This is a genomic window from Streptomyces liangshanensis, from assembly GCF_011694815.1.
Lineage (GTDB): Bacteria > Actinomycetota > Actinomycetes > Streptomycetales > Streptomycetaceae > Streptomyces > Streptomyces liangshanensis.
Window position 1 is genome coordinate 4,538,191 of sequence record NZ_CP050177.1, and the last position, 23,795, is coordinate 4,561,985.

General features: G+C 74.3%; 18 protein-coding genes. 12 read left to right on the plus strand and 6 right to left on the minus strand.

Annotated elements, in window-relative coordinates:
- Nucleotides 1–127 precede the first annotated feature (127 nt).
- Nucleotides 128–3,148 (plus strand): FAD-binding and (Fe-S)-binding domain-containing protein, encoded by a 3,021-nt coding sequence (locus HA039_RS19710; RefSeq protein ID WP_167031622.1) that lies wholly within the window; start codon nt 128–130, stop codon nt 3,146–3,148.
- Nucleotides 3,149–3,155: 7 nt separating this feature from the next.
- On the opposite strand, the gene HA039_RS19715 is transcribed toward HA039_RS19710, so the two are convergent.
- Complete coding sequence (locus HA039_RS19715; RefSeq protein WP_167031625.1) at nt 3,156–4,019, minus strand: LysR family transcriptional regulator; 864 nt, start codon at nt 4,017–4,019, stop codon at nt 3,156–3,158.
- Between the two features lie 141 nt (nt 4,020–4,160).
- Here HA039_RS19715 and HA039_RS19720 point away from each other — a divergent pair, with 141 nt between their 5' ends.
- Nucleotides 4,161–5,114 (plus strand): EamA family transporter, encoded by a 954-nt coding sequence (locus tag HA039_RS19720; protein ID WP_208298657.1) that lies wholly within the window; start codon nt 4,161–4,163, stop codon nt 5,112–5,114.
- Nucleotides 5,115–5,399: 285 nt separating this feature from the next.
- On the opposite strand, the gene HA039_RS19725 is transcribed toward HA039_RS19720, so the two are convergent.
- On the minus strand, nt 5,400–5,771 hold the full coding sequence (locus HA039_RS19725) for a MerR family transcriptional regulator (protein WP_167031628.1): 372 nt from the start codon (nt 5,769–5,771) through the stop codon (nt 5,400–5,402).
- A 45-nt stretch (nt 5,772–5,816) separates the two neighbouring features.
- Complete coding sequence (locus HA039_RS19730; RefSeq protein ID WP_167031631.1) at nt 5,817–6,584, minus strand: SDR family NAD(P)-dependent oxidoreductase; 768 nt, start codon at nt 6,582–6,584, stop codon at nt 5,817–5,819.
- 145 nt (nt 6,585–6,729) lie between these two features.
- Between HA039_RS19730 and HA039_RS19735 the strand changes: the two genes are divergently transcribed.
- The 8 genes from HA039_RS19735 to HA039_RS19770 are packed head-to-tail and all read left to right on the plus strand — an operon-like array spanning nt 6,730 to nt 17,170.
- Nucleotides 6,730–7,527, plus strand: a complete 798-nt coding sequence (locus HA039_RS19735) for a TIGR03084 family metal-binding protein (protein ID WP_167031635.1) — start codon at nt 6,730–6,732, stop codon at nt 7,525–7,527.
- Nucleotides 7,524–9,269, plus strand: coding sequence for an acyclic terpene utilization AtuA family protein (locus HA039_RS19740; RefSeq protein ID WP_167031638.1), 1,746 nt, complete (start codon nt 7,524–7,526; stop codon nt 9,267–9,269). Before HA039_RS19735 ends, HA039_RS19740 begins: the two co-directional genes overlap by 4 nt.
- Nucleotides 9,266–10,864 carry an acyl-CoA carboxylase subunit beta gene (locus tag HA039_RS19745; RefSeq protein WP_167031641.1) on the plus strand — a complete coding sequence of 533 codons (1,599 nt, stop codon included), beginning with the start codon at nt 9,266–9,268 and terminating at the stop codon, nt 10,862–10,864. The genes HA039_RS19740 and HA039_RS19745 overlap by 4 nt, the downstream gene beginning before the upstream one ends.
- A gap of 8 nt (nt 10,865–10,872) precedes the next feature.
- Nucleotides 10,873–12,978: an acetyl/propionyl/methylcrotonyl-CoA carboxylase subunit alpha gene (locus tag HA039_RS19750; protein ID WP_167031643.1), complete on the plus strand. Its 2,106-nt coding sequence runs from the start codon at nt 10,873–10,875 to the stop codon at nt 12,976–12,978.
- Nucleotides 12,975–14,195, plus strand: coding sequence for an acyl-CoA dehydrogenase family protein (locus tag HA039_RS19755; RefSeq protein ID WP_167031646.1), 1,221 nt, complete (start codon nt 12,975–12,977; stop codon nt 14,193–14,195). The genes HA039_RS19750 and HA039_RS19755 overlap by 4 nt, the downstream gene beginning before the upstream one ends.
- Nucleotides 14,196–14,250: 55 nt before the next feature.
- Nucleotides 14,251–15,834: a 4-coumarate--CoA ligase family protein gene (locus tag HA039_RS19760; protein WP_167031650.1), complete on the plus strand. Its 1,584-nt coding sequence runs from the start codon at nt 14,251–14,253 to the stop codon at nt 15,832–15,834.
- A complete protein-coding gene (locus HA039_RS19765) occupies nt 15,831–16,574 on the plus strand; it encodes an enoyl-CoA hydratase family protein (RefSeq protein ID WP_243869591.1) in 744 nt (247 codons plus the stop codon). The genes HA039_RS19760 and HA039_RS19765 overlap by 4 nt, the downstream gene beginning before the upstream one ends.
- Complete coding sequence (locus HA039_RS19770; RefSeq protein ID WP_167031653.1) at nt 16,562–17,170, plus strand: TetR/AcrR family transcriptional regulator; 609 nt, start codon at nt 16,562–16,564, stop codon at nt 17,168–17,170. Before HA039_RS19765 ends, HA039_RS19770 begins: the two co-directional genes overlap by 13 nt.
- 28 nt (nt 17,171–17,198) lie before the next feature.
- Here HA039_RS19770 and HA039_RS19775 read toward each other — a convergent pair whose 3' ends face one another.
- Nucleotides 17,199–18,293, minus strand: coding sequence for a citrate synthase 2 (locus tag HA039_RS19775; RefSeq protein WP_167031656.1), 1,095 nt, complete (start codon nt 18,291–18,293; stop codon nt 17,199–17,201).
- A 255-nt stretch (nt 18,294–18,548) separates the two neighbouring features.
- Here HA039_RS19775 and pdxH point away from each other — a divergent pair, with 255 nt between their 5' ends.
- Entirely contained in the window at nt 18,549–19,283 is a 735-nt protein-coding gene (pdxH, locus tag HA039_RS19780; RefSeq protein WP_425086368.1) for a pyridoxamine 5'-phosphate oxidase, read from the plus strand.
- Nucleotides 19,284–19,690: 407 nt separating this feature from the next.
- A complete protein-coding gene (locus tag HA039_RS19785) occupies nt 19,691–21,148 on the plus strand; it encodes a PAS domain-containing protein (protein ID WP_167031659.1) in 1,458 nt (485 codons plus the stop codon).
- Between the two features lie 142 nt (nt 21,149–21,290).
- Here HA039_RS19785 and HA039_RS19790 read toward each other — a convergent pair whose 3' ends face one another.
- A complete protein-coding gene (locus HA039_RS19790; protein ID WP_167031662.1) occupies nt 21,291–22,817 on the minus strand; it encodes a SulP family inorganic anion transporter in 1,527 nt (508 codons plus the stop codon).
- Nucleotides 22,818–22,890: 73 nt separating this feature from the next.
- Nucleotides 22,891–23,475, minus strand: coding sequence for a carbonic anhydrase (locus tag HA039_RS19795; protein ID WP_167031664.1), 585 nt, complete (start codon nt 23,473–23,475; stop codon nt 22,891–22,893).
- Nucleotides 23,476–23,795: the final 320 nt, after the last annotated feature.

Genomic DNA, 23,795 nt, shown 5'->3' on the forward strand with positions numbered 1-23,795 from the left:
TTCTGAACACTGAAGGTGCTCCGGGTGTCGGACGGAGGGGCTCCGGGGCGGGAGTGCGGGGGGCATATGCCGTACGTGTGCCGCTCACGTACCGGGTCCGGGGGAGCGGGCGGGGCATCCTGGGACCATGGTTGACCAGGCTGCGAAGGCTGCGAAGGCGGAGAGGTCCGGGGGGCCCGGCGGGCCCGGGACGGACACGACCGCGCTGGCGCGGGCGCTGAAGGACGCCGTGCGCGGGGAGGTGGACTTCGGTTCCGCGGCCCGCGCCCTGATGACCATGGACGCGTCCAACTACCGCCGGGTGCCGGTGGGCGTGGTCGCCCCGCGCGACGCGGCGGACGTGGCCGCCGCGCTGGCGGTGTGCCGCGAGCACGGCGTGCCCGTGCTGCCGCGCGGCGCCGGGACGTCCATCGCGGGACAGGCGACCGGGGTCGGGGTGGTGCTCGACCTGACCCGCCACCTGCGGTCGATCGTGTCGGTGGACGCGGAGGCGCGCACGGCGGTCGTCCAGCCGGGGGTGGTCCTGGACGACCTGCGGAACGCCGTGCGTCCGCACGGCCTGACCTTCGGCCCCGACCCGTCCACGCACAGCCGCTGCACCCTCGGCGGGATGATCGGCAACAACTCCTGCGGGTCGCACTCGGTGGCCTGGGGCACGACCGCCGACAACGTCCGCCGGCTGAGTGTTCTGACGTACGGCGGGGCGGAGTTGACCCTGGGGCGGGGGTGGCCGGGGGCGGGAGCGGGTCCGGGGGCGGGGGACACCCGGGCGTCGGGGCCGGGCGGGGACGCGGTGCTGCGGGGCGTCGAGGAGCTGGTGGCGCGGAACCTGGCGCTGCTGCGGACCGGTTACCCGGCCGGACTGCCCCGGCGCATCTCCGGGTACGCGCTCGACGCGCTGCTCCCCGAGGCCGGGGCCGACCTGGCCCGCGCCTTCTGCGGCAGCGAGGGCACGCTCGGGGTGGTCACGGAGGCGACCGTACGACTGGTCGCGTCACCGCCCGCCCGGGCGCTCGCCGTCCTCGGCTACCCGGACGAGAGCGCGGCCGCCGAGGCCGCGGCGGGGCTGCTGCCGTACGGTCCGCTGACCGTGGAGGGCATGGCGGAGGACCTGGTACGGGGCGGGCGGGGCGGGGGAAGCGGTAGCGGGGGTAGAAGCGAGCGCGGTGGCGGGTACGGGCTGCCGCGCGGCGGCGCGTGGTTGTTCGTGGAGACCGGCGGGGAGACGGCGGCCGAGGCGCGCGCGGCGGCCGGGGCGATCCTCCGCGCGGCGGACGCGCTCGACGGCGCGGTCGTGGACGATCCGGCCGGGATGCGGGCGCTGTGGCGGGTACGGGAGGACGCGGCCGGGACCGCGACGCGGATGCCCGACGGCAGCGAGGCCTGGCCCGGCTGGGAGGACTGCGCGGTGCCGCCGGCCCGGCTGGGCGCGTACCTCCGCGACTTCCGCGCGCTGCTCGCCGAGCACGGCCTGCGGGGCACGCCGTACGGGCACTTCGGGGACGGCTGCATCCATGTCCGCGTCGACTTCGACCTGTTGGGCGAGGACGGCGTACGGCGCTTCCGGCGGTTCTCGGAGGAGACGGCCGCGCTGGTCGTCGCGCACGGCGGTTCGCTGTCGGGGGAGCACGGCGACGGGCTGGCGCGGGCGGAGCTGCTGCCGGTGATGTACGGGCCCGAACTGGTCGCGCTGTTCGGCCGGTTCAAGGACGCCTGGGACCCGGCGGGCGGGATGAACCCGGGCGTGCTGGCGCGGCCGGCGCGGCTGGACGAGAACCTGCGGTTCGCGGTGCTGCCGCGCGAGCCCGTCGACGTGGTGTTCGCGTATCCGCACGACGGGCCCGGCGGGGGAGGGGACTTCTCGGCGGCGGTACGGCGCTGCGTGGGCGTCGCGAAGTGCCGGGTGGCGGGGCCGGGTGAGGGCGCGGGGGTGATGTGCCCGTCGTTCCGGGCGACGGGCGAGGAGCGGCACTCGACCCGGGGGCGGGCGCGGCTGCTGCACGAGATGCTCGCGGGCGAGGCGGGCGGGGTGGTGACGGACGGCTGGCGTTCGACGGAGGTACGGGACGCGCTGGACCTGTGCCTGTCGTGCAAGGGCTGCCGCAGCGACTGCCCGGTGGGCGTGGACATGGCCACGTACAAGGCGGAGTTCCTGCACCACCACTACCGGGGCCGGTTGCGTCCGGCCGCGCACTACGCGATGGGCCGGCTGCCGGGGTGGCTGCGGGCGGCGGCGCCGTTCGCGCGCGTGCTGAACGCGGCGGCGCGGGTACCGGCGCTGGCGGCGGTGGCGAAACGGGCGGGGGGAATCGCGCCGGAACGCGAGCTGCCGGCCCTGGCGGAGGAGACCTTCACGCGCTGGCTGCGCGGCCGCGCGGCGGACGAGGGCGGCACAGCCCCCGCCTCGCGGGTCACGCTCTGGCCGGACACCTTCACCGAGCACCTCTCACCGGAGGTGGGGCGCGCGGCGGTCCGGGTGATGGAGGCGGCGGGGATCGGCTGCGCGGTGCCCGAGGGACGGGTGTGCTGCGGCCTGACGTACGTCTCGACGGGCCAGCTGGACCGGGCGCGCACGGTCATGCGCCGCACGCTCGACCGCGTGGAACCCCTCCTCCGGGCGGGCGGCCCGGTGGTGGTCCTGGAGCCGAGCTGCGCGGCCACCCTCACCACCGACCTCCCGGAACTGCTGCCGGACGACCCCCGCGCGTCCCGGCTGGCGGCGGCGGTACGCACCTTCGCCCAGGCCCTGGAGGAAGAGGCCCCGGCCTGGCGCCCGCCCCGCCTGGACCGCCCGGTCGCCGGCCAGACCCACTGCCACCAACACGCGGTCCTGGGCGACGAGGCGGACCGCCGCCTGCGCGAACAGGCGGGCCTGACAGGTGAGTTGAGCGGCGGCTGCTGCGGCCTGGCAGGCAACTTCGGCTTCGAACGCGGCCACTACGAGGTGTCGAGGGCCTGCGCGGAGGACCAACTGCTGCCCGCGGTACGGACAGCGCCCCCGGACGCGGAACTCCTCGCGGACGGCTTCTCCTGCCGCACCCAACTGACCCAGTTGGCCGCCCTGACGGACCGCCGCCCCCGCCACCTGGCGGAGGTTCTGGCGGAGGGCCTGGACCGGCCGGGAAACGGGGACGGCCCGGTGTCGTAGGGGCGTGTCACGCGCCCGTGGCCAGGTGCCAGGCCAGGGTGGCCAGGTCGTGGGTGGCGGGGTGGGTGGCGGCTTCTCGCCAGGCCAGGAAGACCTGGAGGTGCGGGGCGTCGGGGAGGGGGCGGAAGGCGACGCCCGGGTGGGGGTGCATGTCCGCCGTCGAGGCGCTCGACACGCCCACGCCGCGGCCCGCGGCGATCGCCGCCAGCCAGTCGTCCGTGTTCGCCACCGTCACCGTCGACACCGGGCCCGCCTCCGGGGGCCACAGGGACGGGGTTGTCGTGCCCGAGACGGTGTTCACCAGGATCGGGCGCGTCGCCAGGTCCGCCAGGGTCAGCGTCGGCCGCGCGGCGAGCGGGCCGTCGGCGGGGACGGCCGCGACGCGCGGCTCCGTGAACAGCAGCTCCGTCACCAGCCCCGGCGTCCCCACCACCCCCGGCCCCCGCAGCAACGCCGCGTCGACGTCGCCCCGGATCAGCCCGGCCGTACGGTCGTCGATCCTGAGCAGCTCCAGCGGGGTCTCCGGGTGCTCCCGCTCCCAGCGCCGCAGCAGCGGTGTCGTGTACGGGCCGAAGGCCGACCACGCGTGCCCGAGCCGCAGCGGGCGGCGGCGCAGCGCGCCCGTGTCGAGGGCGGCGTCGAACGCGGCGACGGCGGCCGCCGCCTTCTCGCGGAAGGCCCGGCCCTCCGCCGTGAGGGCGAGGTGGTGGGTGGAGCGTTCCGCGAGCCGTACACCGAGGTGTTTCTCCAGCGCGACCAGGTTGCGGGAGACGGCGGGCTGGGTGAGGTGCAGCCGCGCCGCCGCCCTGGTCAGGCTGGATTCCTCGGCGATGGCCAGGAAGCAGCGGAGGTGGCGCAGCTCGATGCTCATGCGTGCGGAGCATAACGGCAGTCCAATAGGCATTTCACGGGCGAGGCGCGGAGCCGTAACGTGAGCGTGAGCCTGTCCGGCGACAACCGTCCGACGACGACCGTGCGACGAGACAGACCACGAGATACCGGAGGCCCTTCGGTGGACGAGCCGCGTACCGCCGCCACTGCTTCCGTCGTCGTGCCCGAGGTCTCGGCCGCCGCTCCGGAGGCCGGCGCGGCTCCGCGGGGCGCGGAGCCCAGGGGCTCCCGGGCCCTAGGTCCCGTCGCGCTGGTGATCGGGGGCGGGGTCTCGGTGCAGTTCGGCGCCGCCATCGCCGTCCTGCTGATGCCCCGTACCGGCGCCCTCGGTGTCGTGTCGCTGCGGCTCGCGCTCGCCGCCGTCGTCCTGCTCGCCTTCTGCCGGCCCAGGCTGCGGGGGCACTCCCGCGCCGACTGGGGCACGGTCCTCGTGTTCGGTACGGTCCTCGCCGCCATGAACGGGCTGTTCTACCAGTCCGTCGACCGCATCCCCCTCGGCGCGGCCGTCACCCTGGAGGTGCTCGGGCCGCTCACGCTCTCGGTGATCGTCTCCCGGCGGTGGGTGAACGTTTTGTGGGCGGGGCTCGCGCTGGGCGGGGTGCTGCTGCTGAGCGGCGGCGGGTTCGACCGGCTCGATCCGCTGGGCGCGGCGTTCGCGCTGTCGGCGGGTGCCATGTGGGCCGCGTACATCGTCTTCAGCGCCCGGACGGGCCGCCGCTTCCCGCAGGCCGACGGCCTGGCGCTGGCGATGGGGGTCGGGGCGCTGATCGCGCTGCCGTTCGGGATCGTGGAGTCCGGGTCCAAGCTGATCGTGCCGTCGACGCTCGGCCTCGCGCTGGCGGTCGCGGTGATGTCGTCCGTCCTGCCGTACACCCTGGAACTGCTCGCCCTGCGGCGCATGCCGTCCTCGACGTTCGCCATCCTGATGAGCCTGGAGCCGGCCATCGCGGCGAGCGCCGGGTTCCTCCTGCTGAACCAGGCGCTCTCCACGGCGGAGGCGCTGGCGATCGCGCTGGTGATCGTGGCGAGCATGGGCGCGGTACGGACCCAGGTGGGGCGGCGCGACCGGGCTTGAGGGGGGTGCTCCGCCTGGGTCGGTGGTTGGTGGTCGGTGGTCGGTGGCCGGTGGCCGGTGGCCGGTGGCCCGTGGTCGGTGGCGGTCAGGCCGCCGGGCCCGGGTCGGTGACGGTCGGCCTCCGGGTCCGTGGGTGGCCGGTGGCCCGTGGCCGGTGGTCGGTGACGGTCAGGTCTCCGGGCCTGGGCCGGTCACGGTCGGCCGCCGGGTCCGGGTCCGGGTCCGTACCGGTCACGCCGGCCCGGGTCCGTACCGGTCAGGCCGCCGGGCCTGGGCCCGTATCGGTCAGGCCTCCCGGCGGCCCCGGTCCGCCGTGCTCTCCCGGAGCGCCGCAGCCAGCCGGTCGCGGACCCTGGCCTGGGTGGCGAGGCGTTCGTCGAGGACCGCCAGCCGTTCCCGTGCGACCCGCAGGCCCTGGTCCGAGGGCGGCGCGGCGGTCACGTCGCCGTCCAGGCAGGGCAGGAACACGCGCACGTCGTCCAGGACGAGGCCGGCGGCCAGCAGGTGCCGGATGTTGCGCACGCGCGCCACGGCCCGCTCGTCGTAGACGCGGTAGCCGTTGGGGGCCCGCTCCGAGGAGAGCAGCCCGGCCCGCTCGTAGTGCCGCAGCGCGCGGGCGGACGTCCCGGTCACCTCGGCCAGTTCACCGATCCGCACGCTCCGCACCTCCTGCCGCCCGGCTCCCGGACCGGACCACTGCTATCACGCCACGACCGCCCCGCCGTCGACCGGGAGCACCACCCCGGTGACGAACGACGCGGCCGGCGCGGCGAGCCCGGTGATCGCCCACGCCACGTCCTCGGGCCGGCCGATCCGGCCCAGCGGGGTGTGCGCGAGCTGCCACTTCCGTACCGCGGCCCGCCGCTCCGGCGTCAGGCCCTGGTGCTCGCCGATGGGGGTGTCGATCGCGCCGGGGGCGACCGCCACCACCCGGATGCCGCGCGGGGCCAGCTCGACGGCCCAGCTGCGGGTCAGCAGTTCCAGGGCGGTCTTGGTCGCCGCGTAGACCGCGTTGCCGGGCCAGGCCCGCTGCCCCACCGAGGTGGTGACGTTCACGATCACACCGCCCGACGTCTCCAGGGCCGGCAGCGCCGCCTGGGCCAGCAGGGCGGGGGCCACGAGGTTGGTGGCGAGCTGAGCCGCGATCAGGTCCGGCGTCAGCGCGCCGAGGGAACCGCCGCGCACGATACCGGCGTTGTTGACCAGCACGTCCAGCCGGCCGTGTGCCCCGAGCACGGCACGGACGATCCGATCGGGCTCGCCCTCGGCGGTGATGTCGGCGGCCAGCGGCGTGATCCGGTCGTACCCGGCGGCGGTCTCCGCCAGCGGCCCGGGCCGCCGCCCGATCGCGACCACGTGGGCGCCCTCGTGGGCGAAGGCGCGGGCGGTGGCCCGGCCGATGCCCGTGCCCGCTCCGGTGACGGCGACGACCCTGCTGCTCTGCGACGCGGTGCTGTTCATGCCGGCCATCGTGCGACCCTGCCGCCGGTGTCAAGGTCAAGCGCCGAGGGCGGTATCCCCGCCAAGAAGTAAAGCAAGCACGCTTGATTGTTTCTCCGGCCCCTGAGATGCTCCGGGACACGCACACCGTCGCCGTGTCCGAGGGAGCGCCCCCGTGTCCGACTCTGCCGCAGTCCTCGACGACCTGCGCAGCGAGAGCGAGGAACTCGACTCCCTCGTAGGGGGATTGGGCGCGGCGGACTGGACCCGCGCCACCCCCGCCCCCGGCTGGACCGTGGCCCATCAGATCGCCCACCTCGCCTGGACCGATCGCGCCGCGCTGCTCTCCCTGACCGACAAGAAGGCCTTCGCCACGGAGACGCGCAAGGCCCTCGCCGCCCCCTCCTCCTTCGCCGACGACGGCGCGCGGGACGGGGCCGCGCTGCCGCCCGCCGAACTCCTCGCCCGGTGGCGGGCCGGCCGCGACCTCCTGGCGAACGCCCTGCGCGACGCCCCGCCCGGCGCGCGATTCCCCTGGTACGGGCCCGCCATGAGCGGCCCCTCGATGGCGACCGCCCGCCTGATGGAGACCTGGGCGCACGGCCAGGACATCGCCGACACCCTCGGGGTGCGCCGCGCGCCGACCGCGCGGCTGCGGCACATCGCGTGGATCGGCGTACGGACCCGGGACTACGCCTACTCCGTACGGGACGAGCCGCCGCCCTCCGAGCCGTTCCGTGTCGAACTGACCGGCCCGGGCAAGGAGTTGTGGGGGTACGGCCCCGACAACGCGACCCAGCGCGTCACCGGCCCCGCGCTCGACTTCGCGCTGCTGGTGACCCAGCGGGCGCACCGCGCCGACCTCGCCGTACGGGCGGAGGGTCGGGACGCGGACCGCTGGCTGGACATCGCCCAGGCCTTCGCGGGCCTCCCGGGCGCGGGCCGCGCGCCGAAGGGGGCCGAGCAGGGATGACCCACTCCCCGGCAATCGAAGCCGAACCCGTCCTGCGCGTCGGCAACGCCTCCGGCTTCTACGGCGACCGGTTCGACGCCCTGCGCGAGATGCTCACCGGCGGCCCGCTCGACGTCCTCACCGGCGACTACCTCGCCGAACTCACCCTGCTCATCCTCGGCAAGGACCGGCAGCGCGACCCCGCCGCCGGGTACGCCAAGACGTTCCTGCGGCAACTGGAGGAAGGGCTCGGGCTCGCCCACGAGCGCGGCGTGAAGATCGTCGCCAACGCGGGCGGCCTCAACCCGGCCGGTCTCGCGGCGGCCGTGCGCGCCCTCGCCGAGCGCGTCGGAGTGCCGGTCCGCGTCGCCCATGTGGAGGGCGACGACTTTCTGGGGAGGGGGAGTTGGGGCGACGGCGTCCTGACGGCCAACGCCTACCTCGGCGGCGCGGGCATCGCCGCGTGCCTGCGCGCCGGCGCCGACGTCGTGGTCACCGGACGGGTCACGGACGCCGCCCTGGTGACCGGACCGGCCGCCGCCCACTTCGGCTGGGGGCCCGACGACCTCGACGCGCTGGCCGGCGCGGTGGTCGCCGGGCACGTACTGGAGTGCGGGACCCAGGCGACCGGCGGGAACTACGCCCTTTTCACCGACCACGACCCCCGCCTCCTGCGCCGCCCCGGCTTCCCGCTCGCCGAGATCCGCGCCGACGGGTCCGCCGTCATCACCAAGCACCCCGGTACGGACGGGGTCGTGGACCTCGGCACCGTCACCGCCCAACTGCTGTACGAGACGGGCGGGGCGCGGTACGCGGGCCCCGACGTGACGGCCCGCCTCGACACCGTACGGCTGACGCCCGACGGGCCCGACCGGGTCAGGATCTCGGGGGTACGGGGCGAGCCGCCGCCCCCCACGCTCAAGGTCGGCCTCAACCGGATCGGCGGCTGGCGCAACGAGGTCGTCTTCGTCCTCACCGGGCTCGACATCGAGGCCAAGGCGGAGCTGGTGCGGGAGCAGGTCGCGGACGCGCTGGGCAACGGCGATGGGGCCAACACACCCCCGGCCGAGGTCCGTTGGGAGCTGGCCAGGACCGACCACCCGGACGCCCCCACCGAGGAGACGGCCAGCGCGCTGCTGCGACTCGTCGTGCGCGACCCCGATCCGGACGCGGTGGGGCGGGCCGTCAGTGGCGCCGTGGTCGAGCTGGCGCTCGGCAGCTACCCCGGCTTCCACGTCACGGCCCCGCCCGGAAAGGGCTCCCCCTACGGGGTGTTCGAGTCCGCGTACGTCGACGCGACGGAGGTCGAGCACCTCGCCGTACTCCCGGACGGCGAGCGGGTGAGCGTGCCGACCCCCGCTCATACCAGGCCGCTTGAGCCCGTGCCCGAGCCGGTCGACGACCTCCCCGCCCCCCTCCCCACCGGCCTTGCCACCCTCCCCGCGCCCCTCGGCCTCATCGCGGGCGCCCGCAGCGGCGACAAGGGCGGGGACGCGAACGTCGGCGTGTGGGCCAGGAGCGAGGGCGCCTGGCGGTGGCTGGCGCACGAGCTGACCGTCGACCTGTTCCGCCGACTGGTCCCCGAGAGCGCGGAGTTGACGGTCGTACGGCATGTCCTGCCGCACCTGCGCGCCCTCAACTTCACCGTCGGGGGCCTGCTCGGCGAGGGTGTCGCCGCCCAGGCCCGCTTCGACCCCCAGGCCAAGGCGCTCGGCGAGTGGCTGCGCGGCCGGTACGCCGACCTTCCGGAGGTGCTGTTGTGACCGTGCTCCCCACCGCGCTCGACCCGGCGTCCGCCGACTACGCCGCCCACCGCGCGGCGATGCTCGACAAGCTCGCCGGACTGGACGCCGAACACGCCAAGGCCCTCGCCGGAGGCGGTGAGAAGTACGTGGCCCGGCACCGCGCGCGGGGCAAGCTGCTCGCGCGTGAGCGGGTCGAGCTGCTCCTCGACCCGGACACCCCGTTCCTCGAACTGTCCCCGCTCGCCGCCTGGGGCAGCGACTACCCGGTCGGCGCGTCCATGGTCACCGGCATCGGGGTGGTCGAGGGCGTCGAGTGCGTGATCACCGCCAACGACCCGACCGTGCGCGGCGGTTCGAGCAACCCGTGGACGCTGAGGAAGGCGCTGCGCGCGAACGAGATCGCGTTCGCCAACCGCCTGCCGCTGATCAGCCTGGTCGAGTCGGGCGGCGCGGATCTCCCCTCGCAGAAGGAGATCTTCATCCCCGGGGGCGCGCTCTTCCGCGACCTCACCCGCCTGTCCGCCGCCGGGATCCCCACGGTCGCCGTGGTGTTCGGCAACTCCACGGCCGGCGGGGCGTACGTCCCCGGGATGTCCGACCACACCGTCATGATCAAGGAGCGGTCGAAGGTCTTCCTCGGCGGTCCGCCGCTGGTGAAGATGGCGACGGGTGAGGAGAGCGACGACGAGTCCCTCGGCGGCGCGGAGATGCACGCCCGCACCTCCGGCCTCGCCGACCACTTCGCCGTGGACGAGCAGGACGCCCTGCGCCAGGCCCGGCGCGTCGTCGCCCGCCTCAACTGGCGCAAGGCGCGGGCCGATCCGGGACCGGCCGCGCCGCCGAAGTACGACGAGGACGAGCTGCTGGGCATCGTGCCGGGCGACCTCAAGGTCCCCTTCGACCCGCGCGAGGTGATCGCCCGGGTGGTCGACGGCTCGGACTTCGACGAGTTCAAGCCGCTGTACGGGCCGAGCCTGGTGACCGGGTGGGCGGAGCTGCACGGCTACCCGGTGGGCGTCCTGGCCAACGCGCAGGGGGTGCTGTTCTCGGCGGAGTCGCAGAAGGCCGCGCAGTTCATCCAGCTCGCCAACCAGCGCGACATCCCGCTGGTGTTCCTGCACAACACCACCGGCTACATGGTCGGCAAGGAGTACGAGCAGGGCGGCATCATCAAGCACGGCGCGATGATGATCAACGCGGTGGCGAACTCCACGGTCCCGCACCTGTCGGTCCTCATGGGCGCCTCGTACGGCGCCGGGCACTACGGCATGTGCGGCCGCGCCTACGACCCGCGCTTCCTCTTCGCCTGGCCGAGCGCCAAGTCGGCGGTGATGGGACCGCAGCAACTGGCCGGCGTGCTCTCGATCGTCGCGCGCGCCTCGGCGGCGGCGAAGGGGCAGCCGTACGACGACGCGGGGGACGCGGCGCTGCGCGCGATGGTCGAGCGGCAGATCGAGTCGGAGTCCCTGCCCCTGTTCCTGTCCGGACGGCTGTACGACGACGGGGTCATCGACCCGCGCGACACCCGCACGGTCCTCGGCCTGTGCCTGTCCGCCCTCCACACCGCGCCGGTGGCCGGGGTGCGGGGCGGCTTCGGCGTCTTCCGGATGTGAGGCGAGCCATGACCAGCAGCGAGCGGACGCGGACGACGAACGCGTCCACGGACCAAGTGACGACCACGAGCGCGTCCACCGACCACGTGACGACCACCGACGCACCCGTCCGGCACGTGACCCTCTCCCGTGTCCTGGTCGCGAACCGGGGCGAGATCGCGTGCCGGGTCTTCCGCACCTGCCGTGAGCGCGGCATCGACACGGTCGCGGTCTTCTCCGACGCGGACGCGGACGCCTTGCACGTACGGGAGGCCGACGCGGCGATACGGCTGCCGGGGTCGGCCCCCGCCGACACCTACCTGCGCGGCGACCTGATCGTGAAGGCGGCGCTCGCGGCGGGCGCGGACGCCGTGCACCCCGGCTACGGATTCCTGTCCGAGAACGCGGAGTTCGCGCGGGAGGTGCTCGACGCGGGCCTGGTGTGGATCGGTCCGCCGCCGGCCGCGATCGAGGCGATGGCGTCGAAGACGCGCGCGAAGGAACTGATGGGCGCGGCGGGCGTGCCGCTGCTGGCGCCGGTGGACCCGGGCGCGGCCACCGAGGCGGACCTGCCGCTGCTCCTCAAGGCGGCGGCGGGGGGTGGCGGCCGGGGCATGCGGGTGGTCCGTGAACTGGCCGACCTGAAGCAGGAGTTGGCGGCGGCTTCGGCGGAGGCCGTCTCGGCGTTCGGTGACGGCGAGGTCTTCGCGGAGCCGTACGTGGAGGGCGGCCGGCACGTGGAGGTGCAGGTCCTCGCCGACGCGTACGGGACGGTGTGGGCGCTGGGCACGCGGGACTGCTCGCTGCAACGCAGGCACCAGAAGGTGATCGAGGAGAGCCCCGCGCCGGGGCTCCCGGACGAGCTGCTGGCCGGGCTGGCGGAGGCGGCGGTGGCGGCGGCCCGGACGGTGGAGTACCGGGGGGCGGGGACGGTCGAGTTCCTGGTCTCGCCCCGGGGCCGCCCGTACTTCCTGGAGATGAACACCCGCCTCCAGGTCGAACACCCCGTCACCGAGGAGGTGTTCGGGATCGACCTGGTGGCGCTGCAACTGTCCGTGGCGGAGGGCGCCGCGCTCCCGCCCGCGCCGCCGGAGCCGCACGGCCACGCGGTGGAGGCCCGCCTGTACGCGGAGGACCCGTCCCGGGACTGGGCGCCGCAGACGGGGGTCCTGCACGAGTTGTCGGTGGAGGCGGAGGGGGTACGGCCCCGACACGACACGGGCCGGGACGCCGTACGGCTCCGCGTCGACAGCGGTTACGGCCCCGGCGACCTCATCGGCCCGCACTACGACGCGATGCTCGCCAAGGTCGTCGCCTGGGCGCCGACCCGCGCCGAGGCCCTGCGCCGCCTCGGCCACGCGCTGCGGCGCTCCCGGATCCACGGCCCCGGGACCAACCGGGACCTGCTCGTACGGTCGTTGGCCCACCCCGACGTCCTCGGCGGCCGTCCCGACACCGGGTTCTACGAGCGTCACCTCGACGCGCTCACGGCGCCCGCCGCCGGCGAACGGCACGCGGCCGTCGCCGCCGCGCTCGCCGACTCCGCCGCCCGGCGCGCCACCGGCACCGTGCCCGCGCGCCTCGGCGGGTGGCGCAACCTCGCCTCGCAGCCGCACCGCAAGACCTACGGCGACCACGAGATCAGCTACCGGGTCAGCCGTGGGACGGTCCTGGTCGAGGACGACACCGTCCGGGTCGTCAGCGTCTCGGAGCGTCTCGTACGCCTCGAAGTCGACGGCGTCGTCCAGGACTTCCACGTCTCGACGTACGGCCAGGAGGGGCACGGCCACGAGGGGCACGGCCGCGAGGTCCACGTCGACACCGCCCACGGCTCGTACCGCCTCCTCACCCGCCCCCGCTTCACCGATCCCACCGCCACCACCGCGCCCGGCTCGCTGCTCGCCCCCATGCCCGGCACCGTCGTGCGGATCGCCGACGGGCTCGCGGTGGGCGACCGCGTCACCGCCGGGCAGCCGATCGTCTGGCTGGAGGCCATGAAGATGGAGCACCGCGTCACGGCCCCCGCCGCCGGCACCCTCACCGCGCTCCACGCCGCCCCCGGCCGCCAGGTCGAACTGGGCGCCCTGCTCGCCGTCGTCGACACCGACCCCGCCCCGGAGGACCAGCCGTCATGAGCAGCAGCAGCCCCGACCGTACGGGCACGAACGCCACCACCCCCGGCGGCACCCTCGTCGAGTCCGACGCCCCCACCCCCGGCGGCACCTTCATCGAGTCCGAGGAGCACACCGCCCTGCGCGCCGCCGTCTCCGCCCTCGGCCGCCGCCACGGCAGGGACTTCGACCGCGAGACCCTCTGGCGCGAGGCCGGCAAGCTCGGCTACCTCGGCGTGAACCTCCCCGAGGAGTACGGCGGCGGAGGCGGCGGCATCGTCGAACTGTCCCTCGTGCTCGAAGAGTTGGGGACGGCGGGCTGTCCGCTCCTCATGCTCATCGTCTCGCCCGCCATCTGCGGCACGGTGATCGCCCGCTTCGGCACCGACGCGCAGAAGCGGCAGTGGCTCCCCGGCCTCGCCGACGGCTCCCTCACCATGGCCTTCGGCATCACCGAACCCGACGCCGGATCCAACTCCCACCGCATCACCACCGCCGCCCGCAAAGCCCCCGACGGCGGCTGGATCCTCAACGGCCGCAAGGTCTTCGTCTCCGGTGTCGACATCGCCGACGCCACCCTGGTCGTCGGCCGCACCGAGGACGCGCGGACCGGCCGCCTCAAGCCCTGCCTGTTCATCGTCCCCCGCGACGCCCCGGGATTCACCCGTTCGCCCATCGACATGGAACTGCGCGCCGCCGAGAAGCAGTTCGAACTGGTCCTGGACGACGTGCGGTTGCCGGCCGACGCCCTCGTCGGCGACGAGGACGCCGGCCTGCTCCAGCTCTTCGCCGGCCTCAACCCCGAGCGCGTCATGACTGCCGCCTTCGCGCTCGGCATGGGCCGCTACGCCCTCGCCCGCGCCGTCGAGTACGCCGGCACCCGCCAGGTGTGGAAGGAACCCATCGGCGCCCACCAGGCCATCGCCCACCCGCTCGCCCAGGCGCACATCGAGCTGGAACTCGCCCGCCTGATGATGCGCAAGGCCGCGCACCTCTACGACACGGGCGCCGACGCGGCGGCGGGCGAGGCCGCCAACATGGCCAAGTACGCCGCCGCCGAGGCCTGTGTGAAGGCCGTCGACCAGGCCGTGCACACCCTCGGCGGGAACGGCCTGACCCGGGAGTACGGCCTCGCCTCCCTGGTCACCGCCGCGCGGGTGGCCCGGATCGCGCCCGTCAGCCGCGAAATGATCCTGAACTACATATCCCACCAGTCCCTGGGTCTCCCCAAGTCCTACTGAGACACGCGATTCTGGGCGTTCATGTCGCGCGCGCCGAAGCGTCGAAGGGGTCGTCATGATCTTCCACAGCGAGTACGCGGATGTCCCGGCCGTCGAACTGCCCATCCACGAGGCCGTCCTCGGCCGCGCCGCCGCGTTCGGCGACACCGTGGCCCTGGTCGACGGCACGAACGGTACGAGCATGACGTACGGCCAGCTCGACACGTACCACCGCGCCCTCGCCGCGGCCTTCACCGAAGCGGGTGTCCGCAAGGGGGACGTCCTCGCCCTGCACAGCCCCAACACCGTCGTGTACCCGGCGGTGTTCTACGCCGCCACCCGGGCCGGGGCGTCCGTCACCACCGCCCACCCCCTGGCCACCGCCGAGGAGTTGGCCACCCAGCTCCGCGACTCCGCCGCCCGCTGGATCGTCACGGTCGGGGCGCTCCTCGAAGTGGCCCGCCGGGCGGCGGAGTTGGTCGGCGGCATCCAGGAGATCTTCGTCTGCGACCGGGCCGTCGGACACCGCTCGGTCCGCGACCTGGCGCTGTCCACCGCCCCCCGGGTGACCGTGCCCGTCGACCCCGGCGAGGACGTCGCCGTCCTCCCGTACTCCTCGGGCACCACCGGCGTCCCCAAGGGCGTCATGCTCACCCACCGCTCGATCGCCACGAACCTCGCGCAGATGGAACCCGTCGTCCCCATGGGCCCCGGCGACCGCATCCTCGCGATTCTGCCGTTCTTCCACATCTACGGCCTCACCGCCCTGATGAACGCGCCCCTGCGGCACGGCGCGACCGTCGTCGTCCTGCCCCGCTTCGACCTGGACCAGTTCCTCGCCGCGATCGAGACGTACCGCATCACCGGCCTGTACGTCGCCCCGCCCATCGTCCTCGCCCTCGCCAAGCACCCGGCCGTCTCGCGGTACGACCTCAGCTCGCTCCGGTACGTCCTGTGCGCGGCGGCCCCGCTCGACGCCCGCCTGGCGGCGGCCTGTTCGGCCCGGCTGAACCTCCCGCCCGTACGGCAGGCCTACGGCATGACGGAGCTGTCGCCCGGCACGCACATCGTCCCGCTCGACGCCACCGATCCGCCGCCCGGCGCCGTCGGCAAGCTCCTGCCCGGCACCGAGATGCGCCTCGTCCGCCTCGACGACCCGGACGAGGACGCCGAGCCCGGCGGCGAGGGCGAGATCCTCATCCGGGGCCCGCAGGTCATGAAGGGCTACCTCGGCCGCCCCGGCGAGACCGCCGCCATGATCGACGCGGACGGCTGGGTGCACACCGGGGACGTGGGCAGGACCGACGGCGACGGCTGGCTGTTCGTCGTGGACCGCGTCAAGGAACTGATCAAGTACAAAGGCTTCCAGGTCGCCCCCGCCGAACTCGAGGCGCTGCTCCTCACCCACGACGCGATCGCCGACGCGGCGGTGATCGGCGTGCACGACGCGGACGGCAACGAGGTCCCGAAGGCCTACATTGTCCGTCGGCCCGGTGGGGAGTCGCTCGGCGCGGACGACGTCATGTCGTTCGTCGCCGATCGTGTCGCCCCGTACAAGAAGATCCGCCGGGTCGAGTTCATCGGAGGCGTCCCCCGCGCCGCCTCCGGCAAGATCCTCAGACGCCAACTGAGGGACCGCGAAACGGAGATCACCACGTGACGGACGACCTGGTCACCACCGCCCACGACCGGGGCATCACCACCCTGACCCTGGACTCGCCCGCCAACCGCAACGCCCTGTCCGCCCGGCTCGTCGACGCGCTGCGCGCCGCGCTCGACACCTGCGCCCGGGACCCCGCCGTACGGGCCGTGCTGCTCACCCACACCGGGACGACCTTCAGCGCGGGCGCCGACCTCAAGGAACCGGCCAGCCCGTACACGTTCGTGTCCCTGATGCGGCGGATCGTGGAGCTGCCCAAACCCGTCGTCGCGCGCGTCACCGGCCATGTCAGGGCCGGCGGGCTGGGGCTGCTCGGCGCCTGCGACCTCGCCTTCGCCGACCGTACGGCCGCGGACTTCGCGTTCACGGAGGTACGGATCGGCGTCGCGCCCGCCGTGATCTCCCTGCCGCTCCTGCCCCGGCTCGCGCCCCGGGCGGCGGCCCGCTACTACCTGACCGGCGAGCGCTTCGACGCGGCGGCGGCGGTCGGGGCCGGGATCCTCACGGAGGCCGCCGACGACGTGGACGCGGCCCTCGCACCCGTACTGGACGGGCTGCGCAAGGCGTCCCCGCAGGGCCTCGCCGAGTCGAAGAGGCTCCTGACGGCGGACGTGCTGCGGGCGTTCGACGACCACGCCGAGGACCTGGTCCAGCGCTCCGCGTCGCTCTTCGTGTCGGCGGAGGCCCGCGAGGGCATCGCCGCGTTCCTGGAACGGCGGGACGCGGCATGGGTGCGGTAGCCGCCCCGAAGCAGGACCGCAGCCGGGCGACCCGGATGCGGCTCCTGGAGGCGGCCGTGTCCTGCCTGGCCGAACACGGCTGGGCGGGCTCCACGGTCTCCGTCGTCGCCGAACGGGCCGGCGTCTCGCGGGGCGCCGCGCAGCACCACTTCCCCACGCGCGAGGACCTGTTCACCGCCGCCGTCGAGTACGTGGCGGAGGAACGCTCCACCGCCCTGCGCGCCCTCGTCCCGGCCGGCCCCGCGCACCGGCGCCAAGCGGTCGAGGGGATCGTGGCGCTCTACACGGGACCGCTCTTCCGCGCCGCCCTCCACCTCTGGGTCGCCGCCTCCGACGAGGAACAACTCCGGCCCCGCGTCACCGAGTTGGAAGCGCGCGTCGGCCGCGAGGCCCACCGCAGCGCGGTCGCCCTCCTGGGCGCGGACGAGTCCGTACCGGGCGTACGGGAAACGGTCCAGGGCCTCCTGGACATGGCCCGCGGCCTCGGCCTGGCGACGCTCCTGACGGACGACGGCAGGCGCCGCGCACGGGTGGTGGCGCAGTGGTCGCACATCCTGGACGGGGTCCTGGGCGGACCGGGGGGCGGGACGGCGTGAGCGCCGCCCCACCGCCCGGCCACGCGGCTCAGAGGCCGGCGAAGCCCTCGATCTCGTCCACGTTCCGCGTGCCGGGACCCACATAGCGGGCGGAGGGACGGACCAGGCGGCCCGTGCGCTTCTGCTCCAGGATGTGCGCCGACCAGCCAGCCGTACGCGCACACGTGAACATCGACGTGAACATGTGCGCCGGGACCTCCGCGAAGTCCAGCACGATCGCCGCCCAGAACTCCACGTTGGTCGCCAGCACCCGGTCGGGCCTGCGCGCGTGCAACTCCTCCAGCGCCGCCTTCTCCAGCGCCTCGGCCACCTCGTAGCGCGGCGCGTCCAGCTCCCGGGCCGTACGGCGCAGCACGCGGGCCCGCGGGTCCTCCGCGCGGTAGACGCGGTGGCCGAAGCCCATCAGCCGCTCGCCCTTGTCGAGCGCCTGCTTCACGTACGCCGACGCGTCGCCCGTACGCTCGATCTCCTCGATCATCCCGAGGACCCGCGACGGGGCGCCGCCGTGCAGCGGCCCCGACATCGCTCCCACCGCGCCCGACAGGGCGGCGGCGACGTCGGCGCCGGTCGAGGCGATCACCCGGGCGGTGAACGTCGAGGCGTTCATGCCGTGCTCCGCCGCCGACGTCCAGTACGCGTCGACCGCCTTCACGTGCTTCGGGTCGGGCTCCCCGCGCCAGCGGATCATGAAGCGCTCCACGACGCTCCCCGCCTTGTCGATCTCCCGCTGCGGCACCATCGGCACGCCCTGACCGCGCGCCGACTGCGCCACGTACGAGAGCGCCATCACGGCGGCCCGCGCCAGGTCGTCGCGGGCCGTGGTCTCGTCGATGTCGAGGAGCGGCTTGAGGCCCCAGACCGGCGCGAGCATGGCCAGCGCGGACTGCACGTCCACCCGGATGTCACCGGAGTGGACCGGGATCGGGAAGGGTTCGGCGGCCGGCAGGCCCGGGTCGAAGGCGCCGTCGACCAGCAGCCCCCAGACGTTGCCGAAGGACACCTGCCCCACCAGGTTCTCGATGTCGACGCCCCGGTAGCGGAGCGATCCGCCCTCCTTGTCCGGTTCGGCGATCTCCGTCTCGAAAGCGACGACTCCTTCGAGTCCGGGTACGAAGTCGGACATCAGGCGGCTCCTCATGATGTGTGCGACGGGTGGTACCGGTCCGGTCACCCCGGTGATGCCCCGATCGGCGAATGGTCACCCACCGGCGGGGAAGCGGGAACGACGGCTTCCGATGTGGGAAGGCCACAGAGCCCCGCCCATGGATTTTGGCGGGTTCCTCCGAGGCGGGGAAGCGTGATATCCGGCACAGTGCCCGATTTCATCCGGGGAGGATTGGTGGCACTCCGTGCCGGGAAGACTGGCCCCTGCGGCAAGATGAGGCACGTGTCTGACTCCGTGCCTTCCGAGTTGCCCGACTCCCCGCCCGCCGAGGCATCCACCGGACTGCCGTCCGGGCCTCCGTCCGACGCGCCCGACCCCGCCGTCATGCGCGAGCGCTACCGCAGCATGCCGCTGCTGGGGACGGACCTGGCCCCCGCGCCCATGGACCAGTTCTCCCGCTGGTTCACGGACGCCGTGGCCGGCGGCCTGCAGGAGCCCAACGCCATGGTCGTGTCGACGGCCACCCCGGACGGCCGCCCGTCCTCCCGCACCGTGCTGCTCAAGGCGTACGACCACCGCGGCTTTGTCTTCTACACGAACTACACCTCCCGCAAGGGCCGCGAGATCGGGGAGAACCCGTACGTCTCGTTGCTCTTCCCGTGGCACCCGCTGGCCCGCCAGGTCCTCGTGACCGGCCGGGCGGAGCGGGTCGGCCGCGACGAGACGGCCGCGTACTTCCGCACCCGCCCCCACGGCTCGCAGCTCGGGGCGTGGGCGAGCGACCAGTCCAGCCCGATCGGGACCCGGGAGGAGCTGCTCGCCCGGTACGAGGACCTGGCGGCTCGCTACCCGGAGGGCGAACAGGTGCCGGTGCCGCCCGGATGGGGCGGCTTCCGGGTGGTGCCCGGGACGGTCGAGTTCTGGCAGGGGCACGAGAACCGGCTGCACGACCGGCTGCGGTACGTGGCCGAGGGGAAGGACTGGCGGGTGGAGCGGCTCTGCCCGTGAGGCGGGGAAAGGCTTTCCCGTACGGGCTTTCCCTTACACGCGGACGACCCGCAAGCCGTGGTCCCTCCGGGGAGGGAGCCGGCCGGACATACCGGCGGCTTGCGGGTCGGGTGACTGCTTGGGATTTCGGCCGACGACCGGCCGAGCACTGCAAGAGTGCGACTGGCAGGCCGTTAGCCCGCAGCCACCTCACTTGTCCGGACTGAAATCATGTTCCGGATCACCTCCTTTCGGTGTGCGTGCAACGTTAGGCGCCTCTCCCGGCAGGCTCAAGTGAATTTCGAAGAGCTTCGAGATTTGTTGGACGAGTCGATTTCGGGGAACGATGTGTGTGCTGAGTCACGTTCAAGTTGAATGATCGGACGTGCGCCAGCACAGGCGGAGACGTCCTGCCAGGGGGTGCCAGGATGAGTGCTTCTCGCAGGGGGACCACCAGCGTGCCCGGGCCGGAAGAGCCGGGTTCCGCGCCCGGCTCCGGGCCCGGCTCCGGACCGGAGGCGGCCCGGGAGCCGGAGCGCGACGGGCCGGGTTCCGACCTGCTCGCGGCCCTGCTCGACGGCATGGACGCCGCGCTCTGCGCCTTCGACGCGGACGGTGTGATCACGCACTGGAACCGCGAGGCGGAGCGGATCCTCGGCTGGTCGGCCGCCGAGGCCGTCGGCCGGCGCGGCTTCGCGGGCTGGGCGGTGCGCACCGCCGACGCCGACGAGGTGCGGGGCAGGCTGATGGCCGCGATGGACGCGCCGGGCCGCCAGGTCCACGAGTTCGCGCTGCTGCGCAAGGACGGCAGCCGGGTGCTCGTACGGACCCAGTCGGCCGGGGTGCGCGCCGCGGACGGGAAGCCCGCGGGGGTGTACTGCGCGTTCAGCGAGGTCCACGCGCAGATCGACCTGGAGCGGTCCATAGCGCTCAGCGAGGCCCTCTTCGACGAGGCGTCCTGGGGCGTGGTCCTCCTGGACGTCGACCTCCGCCCGACCGTCGTCAACGGGCACGCGGCGCGGGCGCTCGGCTCCGGGCGTACGTCGGTGCTCGGCCGGCCCCTCGCCGAGCTGGTCACGCAGGGGGTCGAGGAGGTCGAGGCGGCGCTCCACCACGTGCTGGCCGAGGGCGCGCCCCGGGAGCTGGTCGAGCTGTGGGTGACGGTCCCCACGGCCGAGGGCGGGCGGCGGCGGCGCTGCTGGCGCAGCGGGTTCCTGCGGCTGGCGTCCCCGCTGGCGGAGGAGCCGGTGCCGCTGGGCGTGGGCTGGATGTTCCAGGACGTCACGGAGACGAAGCTGGCGGCGCAGGACGCGGACCGGCTGCGGTTCCGCTCCGGTCAGCTGCACCGCGCGGGGCGGGCGGCGTCGGAGTGCGAGGACGCGGCCGAGGCGGCGGTGGTCCATCTGGACTTCGCCCTGGCGGGCTTCGCGGACCACGCGCTGCTCGACCTGGTGGTGGAGGGGGAGCGCCCGGCGGCCTTCGTCGCGTCGTCGTCGGACGGGCCGGTGCGGCTGGTCCGGGCGGCGGCGACGCCTTCCGGCGGGGGCGCGGGGCCGGGCATGCCGCTGGTCACGAGCGGGATCCCGGTGCGGTACGGGAGCGGGCACCCGGCGCTCCAGGCGATGGACCGGATCGGTTCGGTCCGGGCGAGTGCGCCGGGCGGCGCCGCCGCGCCGCCGACGTGGGCGGTGTCGCGGCAATGGCCGCCGGACACGGTGCACGTGCTGTGCACGGTGCTGCGGAGCCGGGGGAGGTCGCTGGGGGTGGTGACATTCCTGCGGAGCGCGAGCCGCCCACCCTTCGAGCGACCCGACGCGGTGTACGCGGAGGACGTGACGCTCCGGGTGGCAGCCCTGCTGGACCTGGCACGGGAACTACGCGGGTAGCTCGCGGTGCGGGGGCTCGCGGGGCGGGGCGCGGCGGGCGTGCGCGGCCGGTGACCGGCCGCCGCCCGCCCGAGTCCCGACCGCCGGGCGGGCCGGGGCGTCCGTGAGGGACGATCCGGGGCCCGCTCGGCGGCCGGGGCGGTCAGCCTGCTCCGCTGCCCGTGGTTCGCTCGTCCACGCCCCGGGCCCGGGGTACCGCCGCCGCCGGGGGCAGCAGCCGTACCGGCTCCGTCTCGGCGTCGTTGTGCCGCAGCGCCCAGTTCTCCAGGGAGATGCGGCACGCGTGGTCGAGGTGGCGCAGCCCCGACAGGTCCAGTTCGATGGGACGGTCCTTCGGGAGGCCCTCCAACTGTTCCATTATCCGCGGCAGTCGCAGGAACGTGGCGTTGCCGGTGACCGACACCACCAGCCGGCCGCCGGTCAGCTCCCGTACGTCGACGTGCAGGTGCGAGATCTCCCACGCGGTCTTCACCACGGCGAGGAGCAGTCCGAGGACCACGCCCTCGAAGAGGTTGGTGACCAGGATCGCCACCGCCGTGACCGCGAGGACCACGGCCTCACCCCGGTGGTCGCGCCACAGCGGCGCCAGCTCCTTCACCGGGACGAGCTTGAACCCGGCGTACACCAGCACCCCCGCCAGGGAGGCCAGCGGAATCACACCGATCGCGGCCGGCAGCAGCGCCGCGAACAGCAGCAGCCACAGGCCGTGCAGGATGCGGGAGAGCGAAGTGCGCGCCCCCGCCTGGACGTTGGCGGCGCTGCGGACGATGACGGCTGTCATCGGGAGCGCGCCGAGCGCCCCGCAGACCGTGTTCCCCACGCCCTGCGCCATGAGTTCCTTGTTGTAGTCCGTACGCGGACCGTCGTGCATCCGGTCGATCGCGGCGGCGCTGAACAGGCTCTCGGCGGAGGCGATCAGGGTGAAGGCGAGCAGCGTACCGATCCCCGCGACCCCGGCGAGCACGCCGAAGTCGTCGAGGCCGGGCGGCCGGACGGAGGCGAGCAGCCCCTTGACCTCCACCTTGGCGAGCGGCAGGTCGAGCACGAGTGTCGCGCCGGTGGCCAGTGCCACCGCCGCCAGGGGCCCCGGGACCGCCCGCACGCGGTCCGGGAAGCGGGGCCAGAGCACCAGGACGGCGACCGTCCCCGCGCCGACGAGGAACGCGGTGAGCGTCGTCCCGTCGGTGATGATGTCCCAGGCCAGCCCCGGGAGCCCGGCGAGCTTGCCGAGGCCGCCGGAGGGCTGGGCGGTGTCCGCCATGGCGTACACCTGTCCGAGGACGAGCACGAGCCCGATGCCCGCGAGCATGCCCTGCACGACGGCGACGGAGATGGCCCGGAACCAGCGGCCGAACCCGAAGGCGCCCAGGGCCAGTTGGAGCAGACCGGAGGCGAGCACGATGGCGCCGAGGGCGCCGATGCCGAACTCCTTCACGGCTTCGTACACGAGCACGGTGAGGCCGGCGGCGGGGCCGCTGACCTGGAGTGAGCTCCCCGGCAGGAAGCCGACGACGAGCCCGCCGACGATACCGGTGACCAGGCCCAGTTCGGCCGGGACCCCGGAGGCGACGGCGACGCCGACACAGAGGGGGAGAGCGACGAGGAAGACGACGAGGGACGCGAGGATGTCGCGCCTCAGGACCCGTGGGTCCTTCAACAGCGTGAGCATGAGGGGGGTTCCTAGCTGTGCGGTCCGAGAGCGGACGAGTGGTGGGGAAGGCGCCGTGCGGGCGGTGTCGCCGTCACAGCGGTTTGAACTCCCCGCCCAGGTCGGGCCGGTGGGCGCTGATCGCGCCGGTGTCCACTTCGTAGTACCAGGCGTGCAGCGCGAGCGTGCCGTCGGCGATCCGTTCCCGCACGGAGGGATAGCCGCGGAGCGTGTCGAGCTGGGCCGCCGCGTGGTGGCGGACGGCGTGGGCCAGGCCTTGTCCGGCCGGCAGTGAGGACACTCCGTGGTCGAGCCAGCCGCGGACGGCGGGCAGGGCGGAGAGGTCGTCGCCGCGCACGAGGGCGCCGACCGCCCCGCAGTGGGAGTGCCCGCAGACGACGATGTCGCGGATGCCGAGCACGCGCAGCGCGTACTCGATGGTCGCGGTCTCGCCGCTGGGGCGCTGTTCGTCGTAGCGGGGGACGATGTTGCCCGCCGTACGGAGCTCGAAGAGCTCGCCGGGGCGGGCGCCGGTGATCAGGGACGGGATCACCCGTGAGTCCGAGCAGGTGATGAAGAGTGCCTGCGGGGTCTGCCCCGCGGCGAGTTCTCGGAACTCCTCGGGACGCTCCGCCACCTGGACGGAGAAGGTACGGGCGTGATCGACGAGTGACTTCATGATGGCCTGCCTCCTGCAACCCTCGGTCTGGCCGGGGCGCGGTGTGGTCGGGTCAGTGGGGGGTGTGGCGCGGGCGGACGACCTGGGCGGCCCGTGGCCGCGGTGCCCGCCGGGTCGCGGCGGGGAGGTGGCCGGTGGAGCGGCCGCCGTGGGGTCGTCCGGGAAGCCGGGTCAGGCCGAGTGGGCCCGACATCTGACGGCGGGCACACGGTGGGTTCGTAATCTCACAGCTCGCCCTTTCCGTGGTGCCGCCGTCCGCGGGAGATTTCCTCCGCGCGGATCGGACTTCCTTCGGTTCGATACGGCAGAACGGCGCGATG